This window comes from Pseudoduganella umbonata (assembly GCF_014192225.1).
GTDB lineage: Bacteria > Pseudomonadota > Gammaproteobacteria > Burkholderiales > Burkholderiaceae_D > Rugamonas > Rugamonas umbonata.
Genome location: NZ_JACHXS010000016.1, coordinates 61616 through 74020 on the forward strand (window position 1 = coordinate 61616; position 12405 = coordinate 74020).

At 66.4% G+C, this 12405-nt stretch carries 8 protein-coding genes and 1 pseudogene; 4 read left to right on the top strand and 5 right to left on the bottom strand.

Translation table 11 applies throughout. The features are described 5' to 3' along the window. Positions 1-13: 13 nt before the first annotated feature. On the top strand, positions 14-2545 hold the full coding sequence (locus FHS02_RS29360) for an ABC transporter permease (protein ID WP_137314327.1): 2532 nt from the start codon (positions 14-16) through the stop codon (positions 2543-2545). Positions 2546-2703: 158 nt separating this feature from the next. Here FHS02_RS29360 and FHS02_RS29365 read toward each other — a convergent pair whose 3' ends face one another. After that, positions 2704-3708 (bottom strand): response regulator, encoded by a 1005-nt coding sequence (locus FHS02_RS29365; protein WP_137314326.1) that lies wholly within the window; start codon positions 3706-3708, stop codon positions 2704-2706. Next, positions 3705-4979 (bottom strand): sensor histidine kinase, encoded by a 1275-nt coding sequence (locus FHS02_RS29370; protein ID WP_137314325.1) that lies wholly within the window; start codon positions 4977-4979, stop codon positions 3705-3707. Before FHS02_RS29370 ends, FHS02_RS29365 begins: the two co-directional genes overlap by 4 nt. Positions 4980-5102: 123 nt before the next feature. Here FHS02_RS29370 and FHS02_RS29375 point away from each other — a divergent pair, with 123 nt between their 5' ends. The 3 genes and pseudogenes from FHS02_RS29375 to FHS02_RS29385 form a co-directional block, all read left to right on the top strand. Then, positions 5103-5504 carry a group II truncated hemoglobin gene (locus FHS02_RS29375; protein ID WP_137314324.1) on the top strand — a complete coding sequence of 134 codons (402 nt, stop codon included), beginning with the start codon at positions 5103-5105 and terminating at the stop codon, positions 5502-5504. A gap of 168 nt (positions 5505-5672) precedes the next feature. Then, entirely contained in the window at positions 5673-6944 is a 1272-nt protein-coding gene (locus tag FHS02_RS29380) for a DNA recombination protein RmuC (protein WP_137314323.1), read from the top strand. Between the two features lie 88 nt (positions 6945-7032). After that, positions 7033-8583: pseudogene (locus FHS02_RS29385) on the top strand (acyl CoA:acetate/3-ketoacid CoA transferase); the annotation flags it as partial. 39 nt (positions 8584-8622) lie between these two features. On the opposite strand, the gene FHS02_RS29390 reads toward FHS02_RS29385, so the two are convergent. The 3 genes from FHS02_RS29390 to moeA all read right to left on the bottom strand — a co-directional run bounded on the left by FHS02_RS29390 (position 8623) and on the right by moeA (position 12401). After that, positions 8623-9036 carry a BLUF domain-containing protein gene (locus FHS02_RS29390; protein ID WP_137314321.1) on the bottom strand — a complete coding sequence of 138 codons (414 nt, stop codon included), beginning with the start codon at positions 9034-9036 and terminating at the stop codon, positions 8623-8625. 90 nt (positions 9037-9126) lie between these two features. Continuing rightward, a complete protein-coding gene (locus FHS02_RS29395) occupies positions 9127-10107 on the bottom strand; it encodes a MerR family transcriptional regulator (protein ID WP_137314320.1) in 981 nt (326 codons plus the stop codon). A gap of 419 nt (positions 10108-10526) precedes the next feature. Continuing rightward, positions 10527-12401: a molybdopterin molybdotransferase MoeA gene (gene moeA, locus FHS02_RS29400; RefSeq protein WP_260115673.1), complete on the bottom strand. Its 1875-nt coding sequence runs from the start codon at positions 12399-12401 to the stop codon at positions 10527-10529. Positions 12402-12405: the final 4 nt, after the last annotated feature.

The following is a 12405-nucleotide window of genomic DNA, read 5'->3' on the forward strand; positions in this document are numbered from 1 at the left end:
CAACTGAGCAACCATGTTCCTTCAAGCCCTCCGCATGACCGCGCGCGACTGGCGCGCGGGCCAGCTGCGTTTCCTGCTGGTCGCGCTGATCGTCGCCGTGGCCGCGCTGTCGTCGGCCGGCTTCTTCATCGACCGGCTGCGCGCCGGCCTGAACCGCGATGCCCACCAGCTGCTCGGTGCCGACCTCGTGATCGCCGGCGACCAGCAGCTGTCGTCCGCATGGCGCGATGAAGCGGCGCGCCGCGGCCTCGTGCTGTCCGATACGGCCGTCTTCCCCAGCATGGCGCAGGCCGGCGAGGGCGACGCCGCGCAATCGGTCCTGGCGTCGCTGAAGGCGGTCGGGCAGGGCTATCCGCTACGCGGCCGCGTGAAGGTAACGACCGATCCGGACCAGGCGAACGAGAACGTCGGCGCTCCGGCGCCCGACATTCCGGCGCCGGGCACCGTGTGGATCGACGTGGCCGTGATGCGCGCGCTGAACGTGCGCATCGGCGACAACCTGCGGGTGGGCGACGCCACGTTCCGCATCGCGCAACTGATCGCCGCCGAGCCGGACCGCGGCACCGGCTTCATCAATTTCGCGCCGCGCGTGATGCTGCGGCACGACGAGCTGGCGAAAACCAACCTGGTGCAGACCGGCTCGCGCATCACCTACCGCCTGCTGGCGGCGGGGCAGGGGCCGGACGGCCGCGCCGCCGTCAAGGACTTCACCGAATGGCTGCGCGGCGAGATCAATGCCGGCAAGGCACGCAATATCCGCATCGACACGCTGGAAGACGGCCGCCCGGAGATGCGCGAGACACTGGAGCGGGCCGACCGCTTCCTGTCGCTGGTGGGCCTGCTGTCGGCGATGCTGGCCGCCGTGGCGGTGGCGATGGCGGCGCGCCGCTTCATGCTGCGCCACCTCGACGCGTGCGCCATGCTGCGCTGCCTGGGGCTGACCCAGAACCAGGTCACGGCGATGTACCTGATCGAATTCCTGCTGGTGGGCCTGGCCGGCAGCGTGATCGGCGTGCTGGTCGGCTTCGGCAGCCATTTCGTGCTGCTCGAATTGCTGGGCCGCCTGGTGCAGGCGGACCTGCCGCCGGTATCGGTGATGCCGGCCCTGCAGGGGCTGGCCACCGGCATGCTGCTGCTGGCCGGTTTCGCACTGCCGCCGATCCTGCAGCTGCGCAACGTGCCGCACAACCGCGTGATCCGCCGCGAGCAGGCGCCGCCGCAGCCGATGGCGCTGGCCACATACGGCCTCGGCCTTGCCGCCTTCGTCGTGCTGCTGCTGTGGCAGGCAGGCGACCTGAAGCTGGCGCTGTACACGGCGCTTGGTTTCGTCGGCGCGTTCGGCCTGTTCGCGCTGGCCGGCTATGGCGGCCTGGCGGCATTGAAGTCGCTGCGCACGACATTGAAGCATCCGGCATGGCGTTTTGCCGTCACGTCGCTGCAGCGGCGCCCCGGCGCCACGGTGGTGCAGGTGGTGTCGCTGGCGCTGGGACTGATGGCGCTGCTGGTGCTGACGATCGTGCGCGACGACCTGATGACGTCCTGGCGCAATGCCACGCCGCCGGATGCGCCGAATCACTTCATCATCAATATCCAGCCCGACCAGAAAGAGGAAATCGCCGGCAAGCTGCGCGCCGGCGGGGCCCTGGAAGCGCCGCTGTACCCGATGATCCGCGGCCGCCTGACCGCCGTCAACGGCAAGGCGATCACGCCGGCCACCTATCCGGAGGGCCGGGCGCGCGGCCTGGCCGAGCGCGAGTTCAACCTGTCGACGATGAGCGAGATGCCGTCGCAAAACAGGATTACCGCCGGCAAATGGTATGACGACGCGCCCGGCAGCGCCGAGGCCTCCGTCGAGGAAGGCCTGGCCAGGACGCTGGGCCTGAAGCTGGGCGACACGATGCGCTTCGACATCGCCGGCTCGCCGGTGGAAGCGAAGATCACCAGCCTGCGCAAGCTCGAATGGGGCTCGATGCGGGTGAACTTCTTCGTCATCATCAACCCGCGCGCGATGGCCGACACGCCGCAGACGTGGATCACGTCGTTCCACCTGCCGAAAAAGGCCACCGCGCTGGGCACGCAGCTGTCGCGCGACTATCCGAACCTGACGGTGGTGGACGTGGGCGGCGTGCTGCGCCAGATCCAGTCCGTGCTCGACCAGGTGATCCAGGCGGTGGAATTCCTGTTCGGCTTCACGCTCGCCTCCGGCCTGCTGGTGCTGTACGCGGCGCTGATGGGCTCGCAGGATGAACGCACCCGCGAATCGGGCCTGCTGCGCGCACTGGGCGCCACGCGGCGCCAGCTGTCGCGCGCGCAGATGATCGAGTTCCTGCTGGTGGGCTCGCTGGCCGGGCTGCTGGCCGCGACCGGCGCCGCGGCGATGGGCTGGGGACTGGCGAAATACCAGTTCAAGTTCGACTGGGTCTTCAGCCCCACCGCGTGGATGGCCGGGGTGGTGGTGGGTGCTATCTGCGCCGCGGTGGGCGGCTGGCTGGGCCTGCGCAATGTGCTGCGGCAGCCGCCATTGCAGACGCTGCGGGAAGCCTGACCGGCGCCGAAGTCGCGGTGTCGGACACCGGCTTCATGGTGTCGGACACCGGTTTTTCGGCAGCGATATCAGGGAGAAAACCGGTGTCCGACACCATTTTCTGGAACAGGCGCCCAGAAAACAGTGTCCGACACCTTCGGTCGGCGGCTGCCTTTGCCTCACGCCGCCAGGTAGGCATCGGCCTGCCGCGCATTCAGGAACTGCTCGAACCGCGCCGGCGGCGCGGCCAGGTAGTGCTCGGGGAAATCGAACAGCGCCCAGTAGTATTTTTCGCGGCCCATGCACACCTGCGGCGCGCGGCAGTGGCGATGCCACTCGTCGCCCGCTTCGGTGGAATACATGCCGTCGCCGGGCGGAAAGAACGGCAGCACGCGCCGCTCCGACAGCGCCAGCAGCAGCGAGTGCGGTGCATCGTTGTCGCGCGCCACTTCGTACTGCGCGCACATGCCCTGTTCCGTTTCGATGACCATCAGCTTGGCGCGGCCGTAGCGGTCGAAGAACAGGATGCCGGCCGGGCCCGGATACAGGTAATGCTCGACGAAGCCATGCTGGCGGTACTGTTCCCGCACCACCGCGGCCATCGCCTGGCAGCGCAGGAAGCTGTAGTCGTGCAGGGCCAGCATGTCGGCCAGCGTTTGCGCGTAGTCGAGGAAGAAGGCGCGCTGCATGTTGCCGATTTCAAGCTCCAGCCGGTCGAGCGCGTCGTCGTCGCTTTTCTTGATGTAGCGGTCGATCAGGCCGCGGTTGAACGCATCCACCGCGATCTTCTCGTCCGCCGCGCCGGTAAACAGGATCTTCTTTGTCGGCAGGTGCTGCAGCGCCTCGCAGAACTCCACGCCGTTCATCTGCGGCATCGAATAATCGACCACCAGCACGGAGGGAATCGTGAAGCGCAGCGGCTGCTCGCACACACGGTGGATGCGGCGCATGTCGACCGCCACGTTGGGCTGGTCGGGCGACTGGCTCAGGCTGTCGAAATCCACGTGCAGCGGCAGGTCTTCGCGCCGGGTGCTGCGCGCGAACCAGTCCAGTGCCACGGCCGTGTCGTGGAAGGTCTTGCTCGGCAACAGCGGGTCGAGCTGGAACGACAGGCTTTTCAGGAAGGAGTCGCTGTCGTCCACCAGCACGACCGTGGTCGGATGGGAAAGGATCGGAAGTCTCATGGGGCACCTGATGGCGGAGTGCTGCGCTGGACCGGAAACTCCAGCACGAAGATCGAGTAGGCATGCTCGCGCGACAGGCAGCGGATTTCGGCATGCCATGCACGCATGATCTGCCGGCACAGGGCCAGGCCGATACCGGTGCCGTTGTGCGCGGGGTAGGCGTAGAAGCGCTGGAAGATCAGCGGCAGGCGGCGTGCCGCGATGCCGCAGGCCGTGTCGATGAACAGCAGCCGGGGAACCTTGCGGTTGCCGTCGACGACGATGCGCACGCGGCCCTTGCCGGCCCGGTGGATCGCCTTGAGGGCGTTGCGCAGAAGGTTCAGCAGGATGACGACCGTCAGCTCGTGCTGGCCGGAAAAGCGAAAGTTGCCGCGCACCTCCACCGTCACCGTCTCGCTCTGTTCCTGGCTGGTGAACGGATAGCGGCGCAGCACGGCCTGCACGGCATCGGCCATCGATACCGTCTCGAACGGCTCGTGGCGCCGCCGCACGGCGTTGGCCGACAGCAGGAACAGGTCGATCAGGTGGTTCATGTGGCGCACTTCGTACTGCACGCGGCCCAGCGCATGGCGCAGTTCGTCCGGCTGGCCGGCCGGCAGCGCCTGCAGCATCCGCGTCAGGCCCCGCACATTCGCTTCCATGGCGGCCAGCGGCGTACGCATCTCGTGCGCCACCGCGCCCAGCCCTTCGCCCAGGCCGGCCATTTTTTCCTGCTCGAGCGCCACGCGGGAAAAGCGGGCCAGGCCCAGCAGCAGGACGATCATGGCATGCACCGGTAACTGCTCCAGCACGCCTTGCGACAGGATCACGCCGCCGTTGTCCTGCAACACCACGCACAGGCAGGCCAGCGCGATGCCGCCCGCATAGCAGCGCAGCGCGAGCCCGGTGGGAAAGTGGAACAGCCCGACGATCATCACCGTCAGGCATTGTGTCCACGCGCTGGAAGCGCCATTCATCATGAACATGTAGGAACCGAAGAACGGCAGCACGAAGGTGAGCGCGACCGGCACATACAGCTCGCACCAGCGGGTACGGTAGCGCGCGGCGACAATGCCGGCCGCGCCGACCGCGGTGCCCAGCAGCCGCAGCGCCGGGCTTTCGTAGGGTTGCGGGAACACCCACGTGAACACCACGAAGTAGAGGGGGTGGAGAACCAGGCTGAGCCAGCCCAGGACAAAGGCCTGGATGGCCGCACGTTCGCCGCCGCGGTGGCGCCGCGCCAGCCGGCCGATGAAGCCGCCGGCCGCGCGTTCGAAAGCATCGTGACCCATGGCTGTTTGAATGGCTCGAGACAAGCGACCATCTTCCTATCAAACCCAGCCGTGTTGAGCGGTATCGCATGGTGGATTGATTTGGATCAATCTGCTTACGTGCATTGCGCTATCATGGAAGGCATGACCGAATCACGCACTGAAACACGCACTCTCTACGACACCATCGGCGGCGCGGAAAAGCTCCGCGCGATGGTCGATCGTTTCTACGATCTGATGGAACTGGAGCCGGAATTTGCCGGGATCCGCGCCATGCATCCACCCTCCACGGATGGCTCGCGCGACAAGCTTTACTGGTTCCTGACCGGCTGGATGGGCGGCCCGGACCTGTACCAGGAGCAGTTCGGCCACCCGCGGCTGCGCGCCCGGCATTTGCCGTTCCCCGTCGGCAGCAGCGAACGCGACCAGTGGCTGCGCGCAATGGCGTGGGCGATGGAAGACGTGGGCATCGCCGAGGACCTGCGCCTGCGGCTGATGCAGTCGTTCTACCAGACCGCCGACTGGATGCGCAATAAAGCGGATTGACTGCGCAGGCTGACTGCGCAGAAAGACCGCGCAGATCGGCCCTGCAGAATAAGCGCGCAAATTAACCGCGCAAATTAACCGCGCAAATTAACCGCGCAAATTAACCGTGCAAATTAAGCGCGCGGATTGAACCGAGCCCGAACCTGGGCGAATCAAGCAAACTGAATCATGGAAATCCACGCATTGCTGGTGCTGGCCATCGCAATCCTTGCGTTGCAGGTCGTTATCCTGTTACGCGGCAATGGCAACAAGGGCCCCGGCGACATCGGCGAGCGGCTGGAACGGGTCGAGCGCGAGGTGCGCATGCAGCTGCAGGCCACCGCCCAGGCACAGCGGCAGGAAATGAGCCACACGCTGGCCCAGGCCCATGCCGCCACCGTCCAGCAGCTGGACGGCATGCGCCGCCAGATCGAGGTCCTGACCGAATCGAACGCGCGCCGCATGGCGGAAGTGCGCGCGACACTGGAAACGCGCATCCGCGACCTGCAGGCCGATAACGGCGCGCGGCTGGAGGAAATGCGCCAGACCGTCGACGAGAAGCTGCATGCCACGCTGGAATCGCGGCTGACGGAATCGTTCAGGCAGGTGTCGGACCGGCTCGAGCGGGTGCACCAGGGCCTGGGCGAAATGCAGCAGCTGGCGTTGGGCGTGGGCGACCTGAAACGCGTGCTCACCAATGTGAAGACGCGCGGCACGTGGGGTGAAGTACAGCTTGAAATGCTGCTCGAACAAGTGCTGACGCCGGACCAATATGCTAAAAATGTCGAAACGGTGGCCGGCACCAATGCGCGCGTGGAATTCGCGCTGAAACTGCCGGGCCAGAAGGAGGGCGGGCCGCCGGTGTGGATGCCGATCGATGCCAAATTCCCGAAGGAGCAGTACGAGCGGCTGCTGGAAGCGGCCGAGCGGGCCGATGCGGATGGCGTGGCGCTGGCCGGGCGCGAGCTGGAACGGGCGGTGCGCAGCGAAGCGAAAACCATCGCGGACAAATACGTCTGCCCACCGCAGACGACCGATTTCGCGATCCTGTTCCTGCCGACCGAGGGGCTGTATGCGGAAGTGATGCGGCGCCCCGGCCTGGCGGACGAGCTGCAGCGCGTCAACCGCATCAGCATCGCCGGCCCGTCCACGCTGACCGCGCTGCTGAACAGCCTGCAGATGGGATTCAGGACGCTGGCGCTGGAAAAACGCTCGTCCGAGGTGTGGCAGGTGCTGGGTGCGGTCAAGACGGAATTCGGCAAGTTCGGCGACGTGCTGGCGGCCACCAAGACCACGCTGGAGCGGGCCGCGAAGAACATCGAAACAGCCGAAGTGCGCAGCCGCCAGATGGCCAGGAAGCTGAAATCCGTCGAGGCGCTGCCGGCCGAGGCGGCGGAACTGCTGCTGGGCCGGCAGGCCGACATCGGGCTCGACGAACTGAACGGAACTGAGCCGAACTGAACTAAACTAAACTGAACTGGGCTGAACCGAACTGAGCTGAACCGAACCGAAGAACATTAACGACAGTTAAATTTCTCAGGAGACCGCCATGCCGTCCCATCGCAACAAGATCGTCAGTGCCCAGGAGGCGGTTGGCAGGATCCGCGATGGCGATACGGTCGCCACCGGTGGCTTCGTCGGCGTGGGCTTCGCGGAAAACGTGGCCGTCGCCCTCGAGCGCCGCTTCACCTCCCAGGGCAGCCCGCGCGACCTCACGCTGCTGTATGCGGCCGGCCAGGGCGATGGCGGCGAGCGCGGCCTGAACCATTTCGGCCATGAAGGCCTCGTCAGGCGCGTGATCGGCGGGCACTGGGGCCTGGTGCCGAAACTGCAGCACCTCGCCATCGACAACCGCATCGAAGCCTGGAACCTGCCGCAGGGCGTGATCAGCCAGCTGTTCCGCGACACGGCGGCCGGCAAGCCCGGCCTGCTGACGCACGTGGGACTGGGCACCTTCGTCGATCCCCGCCACGGCGGCGGCAAGGTCAACGGCCGCACGACCGAGAACCTGGTCGAACTGACGACGATCGGCGGCCGGGAATGGCTGTTCTACAAATCGATTCCGGTGGATGTGGCGATCATCCGCGGCACCACGGCCGACGCCGCCGGCAACGTGACGATGGAGCGCGAGGCGCTCACGCTGGAAGCGCTGGCGATCGCGATGGCGGCCCACAACAGCGGCGGCATCGTCATCGTGCAGGTGGAACGGCTGGCGGCGAGCGGCACGCTGCCGCCGCGCCAGGTGCGTATCCCCGGCATCCTCGTCGATTGCGTGGTGGTTGCCGAGAAACCCGAATATCACATGCAAACGTTCGGCACGTCATACGATGCCGCGTTTGCCGGCGAGCTGCGGGTGCCGCTCGACGGCTATGCCCCGATGCCGCTGTCCGCCCGCAAGGTGATCGCCCGGCGCGCGCTGCTGGAACTGGCCGACGGCGACGTGGTCAACCTGGGCATCGGCATGCCGGAAGGCGTGGCGGCGGTGGCCGCCGAGGAAGGCATGCTGGAACGTTTCACGCTGACGGCAGAACCGGGCGTGATCGGCGGCATGCCCGCAGGCGGGCTCGATTTCGGCGCCACCGTCAACGCCGACGCCGTCATCGACCAGCCCTACCAGTTCGACTTCTACGATGGCGGCGGGCTCGACGTGGCGGTCCTCGGCCTGGCCCAGGCCGACCGGCAGGGCAACCTGAACGTCAGCAAGTTCGGCCGCAAGCTGGCCGGCGCCGGCGGCTTCATCAACATCAGCCAGAGCGCCCGCAAGGTGGTATTCATCGGCACGTTCACCGCCGGCGCGCTGGACGTGGCGATCGGCGGCGGCAGCCTGCGCATCGTGCGCGAAGGCGGGGCGCGCAAGTTCGTGCACGAGGTCGAGCACCGTACGTACAGCGGCGCCGTGGCGCTGGAGCGGGGGCAGGAAGCGCTGTTCGTCACCGAGCGGTGCGTGTTCCGGCTCACGCCGCAGGGGCTGGAACTGGTCGAGGTCGCGCCGGGAATCGATATCGAGCGCGATATCCTGGCGCAGATGGATTTCGTGCCGCGCATCGCGGCGGAGGTAAAGACGATGGATGCGCGGCTGTTCGGGGAGGGCGCGATGGGGGCAGGGACGAACGCCGAATGAGGCGCCAGGCGCCGGCGATTATTCCCTGAACATTTTCAGCAGAGTGACCGCGGGAGATGCCGCACCGATCTTGCGATCGGTTGTCGCTGCGTCGATGACTTCCACCAGCTGATCGTATTTATCCGCTTGCCGGTTTTCCAGGTTGGTCATGTTCATGCTCCAGCGCGTAAAAGTGCGGAACTTTGCCGGCTCGTTGTACAGGATGCGCGAATTCTTGTGACGGGGATCCTTCTCGATCTTCTTGTACAACGCATTCAAGGTCTCCAGCGGGCCTTCCAGTACCTGCATGAACCAGCCGCCGTTGTAGAACAGGCTGCCGGTGACATCGATGTGCTGGTTGTTGCTCTTGGCGGTGTGAAGGATCGCGTGCAGATCCTCGGCGGACATTTTGCGCACTGCCTGGCTGATGTAGACGAGCTGGTTGATGGACATTTCATTGCCTCACTGGTAAAAGTTGTAATCGGTAAAGATGGTGCTGGCAGCGGGGGCCGGCAGCGGGGGCTGGAAGCGGACATGTACGCGTTAAAGACTCCTCTCCTGCCTCGACGGTTCTTCCTGGGCGGTGCGCGGTGGACCGTTCAGCCCTTGCCGCCCCGACCGCCGGCTTTTTGGCACGCCATAACCCTGCACGGCATCGATCACACCCTGGAGCGTCGGCAGTACCTTGATACCCCTGGGCAAACGATCGAGGCCACCTGTACCTGCGCCGCCTGTCCAGATCTCCACGCGAGGCGGTATCGAACTGCGCAGCTCTCTCAAGTACGGAACGATTTGGCGCTTGGGGAATGCCGCACTGAAGCAAAGACAGACGATATCGGCGTCGCAGTCGGCGGCGGCGAGGGGTATCTCTTCGACAGGCGTCTGGGCGCCCAGCGAAATACAGCACGCCCCATGCTGCGAAGCCAGCGCCTCCACCATCAGGATGCCGAGCGTATGCAGCTCGCCAGACGGCGTGGTGAACAGCATGCGGGGCCGGCCTTCGCGCCGGGCGACCCGCGATATACCCTGCCGGATGAGGCGTTGAATCGATTCCGAATACATATGCTCATCCCGGACGCCGATCCGGCCTTGTTCCCAGGCGGTTCCCACGGCAATGTTCAGCGCACTCATTACTTCCGTCACGAACTTTTCCAGACCCGCCTGTTGCAGTTCGCGATGCAGCCTGTCATCGAGCGCAAGACGGTCGCGCGCATGAAGAAGATCCATCAACTCGCTCACGACACGGGTATTCGCATGGGACGGTAGCGTTTGGCTGTCCTGCTGGTGCAGCAGCGCGTGCAGGGCTTCTTCGTTCAACGGAACCACCTGGGAAGGACGCTTGCCGCTGTTGATCAACCGCTTGATCAACAGCAGGCGCACCGTTTGCTGTGCCGCATAGGTCCGATGGCCGCTCGCGTCCCGCTCCGGCACGGGAAAGCCGTAGCGTTCCTCCCACTTGCGCAACACTTCCTTGGCGATCCCGGTCTCCAGGGAGATTGCCGCGATTGACCGAACGTCCGACATGGCTGCCTCAGGTTTATCAAAATGTCTTAGACAAAGTATGCTTCACGCTCGCATACTAGGCAACATAAATTGCAATATGGAATGTATTGTTGTGCGGAAATACAACGTGGCTGGATCCGTGTCCATCGAGGCGCCACTGGCGGAAACACTCCGTCGTCCGCCTCAGCTGGCAAGCACGATCCCGCCGACGCACCGGCGACAGGACATGCGAAGTGATGGATGAGAAATGATGGATGAGGAATGCTGGAGGCGCGCGAGCCGGCGAAATACGCCGGGCGCGGGTGCAGGGAGGCGGGGGCGGTACCGTTCAGCCTGGACAGCGGCACGAAGCCTGTCGCCGCGTGGAAGTCCGGAGGATTGCTCTCACAGGAAATGCGCGATCAGGCTTGTGACCACCACCGCGCGTGGCAAGAATGGGATTACAGCAGTCCCTCGAACATCAGCACTTCCACCAGGTCCCCCGCCGCCACATTGGCCTGTTCGTCCGGCAGCACGACGATGCAGTTCGCCTCCGTCATCGAGCGCAGGATGCCGGAACCCTGGGCGCCCGTGATGCGCACTTCGCGGGTGCCGTCGGCAGCAATGCTCAGCACGCCGCGCTGGAATTCGGTGCGCCCCTGGCGCTTGCGGATCGGCTCGGCGGAGCGCGCCTGCACCAGCAGGTCGGCCGGCGCGTCGGCGCCCATCATCCGCAGCAGGGCGGGGCGGGCGAAGAAGTAGAACGACACCATCACGGCCACCGGATTGCCGGGCAGGCCGAACAGGAAGGCATCGTGGCCGTCGGCGCCGATGCGCCCGAACGCCATCGGGCGGCCGGGGCGCATGCCGATCGTCCAGAACGCCACTTCGCCCAGTCTCGCCATGATGTCGCGCGTGTAGTCGGCGGCGCCGGCCGACACGCCGCCGGAAGTGACGATCGCGTCCGCGCTCTGGCAGGCATCGCGCAGCGCCGCCTCCAGCGCGGCCGGGTCGTCCTTGACGATCCCCATGTCGACCAGTTCGCAACCCAGGCGCGTGAGCATGCCGAACAGCGTGTAGCGGTTGCTGTCGTACACGCAACCCTGCGCCAGCGGCTCGCCGACCGAGCGCAATTCGTCGCCGGTGGAAAAGAACGCCACGCGCACGCGTCGCCGCACCGGCACCTCGGCAATGCCGAGCGAGGCGATCAGGCCCAGGTCCGCCGGGCGCACGATCTTGCCGGCGGCCAGTGCCGGGCGGCCCGCCATCAGGTCCTCGCCTGCCAGCCGGCGGTTGTCGCCGGGGCGCACGCTGCGCGGCGCGATCGTCAGGCAGTCATCGTCGATGCCGGCCGCGTGTTCCTGCGGCAGCACCGTGTCGCACCCCGCCGGCATCACTGCACCCGTCATGATGCGCAGGCACTGGCCGGGCCCGGGTTGCAGGCCGGACGGGCGGCCGGCGAAATCGGTGCCGATCACCTTCAGTTTCGTCGGATGATCGGCCGACAGCTGGGCGCCCGCAAACGCAAAGCCGTCCATCGCCGAATTGTCGTGGGCGGGCACGTTGATCGGCGAAATCACATCCTCTGCCAGTACGCGGCCCAGCGCCGCGCGCAGCGCCACTTTTTCCACGCCGCGCACCGGGCGCACGAATTGCTCGATGACTTGCCGCGCGCGCCGTACCGGCATCGCGCCGGGATCGAGATCGGTGGTGAGATCGGCCAGCCGCTTGGCGCGCTCTTCGGCGAGCAGCTCTTCGCGCGTATTGATATTGCGGAACGCCGCAGCATCGGTGAACAGCACTTCGGCCACCTTCAGGCCCTCGTGCCAGCCATCCATCTTGCGGCCGCCGCGGGCCAGGTAGGCGTCGAGCCGCGGCAGCACGCCCGTCTTCATCAGCGAGAACACCGGGTGCGCCTGCTTGCGCGCCGCGCCGGTGTCGTCCGCTTCCATCGTCACGGCCAGCGCCAGGTCGGCATCCTGCGCCAGCAGCGCATCGCGCAGCCGCTGCACCAGGTCCTCCGGCAGGAACGGCGAATCGCACGGCACCGTGGCCAGCAGCGGCGTGGCGCAACGGCGCAAGCCCGCCTGCAGGCCGGCCAGCGGGCCTGCGAAGCCGGCCAGGTCGTCGGCCAGCACCGGGGCGCCCAGCGCCGCATAGGCTTCATGGCTGCGGTTGGCGCTGATCGTCAGCGCCGTCACCTGCGGCGCGAAGCGCTGCAGCGCATGCGCCACCAGCGTGGATCCCCGGAACGGTTGCAGGCCCTTGTCCACGTTGCCCATGCGGCTGCCGCGGCCACCCGCGAAGATCAGGCCGCTGACGTCGTTGTCGCTCAATTGA